Raw genomic sequence first — 469 nt, forward strand, 5'->3', positions numbered from 1 at the left:
GCTACGTTGCGGGCTCATGCCGACGCCTAACCGTACCTGATAAATCGTATCTACCCCATGCGCGGTTTCCGGCTGGGGCTGGTATTGCAGCGGCAAGCCAGCGGTCATGCCGAGGTGACTATCGCTGAAAAACAGCGTTTCCTCCTCAAACCAGAAACTGATACCTTCTTCCGCGGCTAACCGGCTGAAAAATGCATAATCGGATTCCCGCTTCTGGGTCACATATTCCCGGTCCTGATGCACATCGTAGAGCTTCGAATCGGCTTTCACCCGGTGTTTTTTCAGCAGGCTATTTAATATCGCCGGCACATTTTGCTGATGATAAATCCGGCTGTCCTGATTGAGCGTCAGCCGCCAGCAGGCAGGGCGGACGGTGACGGAATAGATTGTCTTATTACCATCGGTGCCCACCCAGTCCGCATGGGAGATGATGCCGGTGATTTTGCGCTGCTCCGTTTCACCATAAAAA

1 protein-coding gene is annotated in these 469 nt (G+C 53.5%); it reads right to left on the reverse strand.

Going from position 1 to position 469, the window contains the following annotated elements:
- On the reverse strand, positions 1 to 469 hold a 469-nt coding region (locus Xedl_RS20075), incomplete at both ends, for a contractile injection system protein, VgrG/Pvc8 family (protein ID WP_279625385.1).

It is taken from the genome of Xenorhabdus eapokensis, from assembly GCF_001908105.1.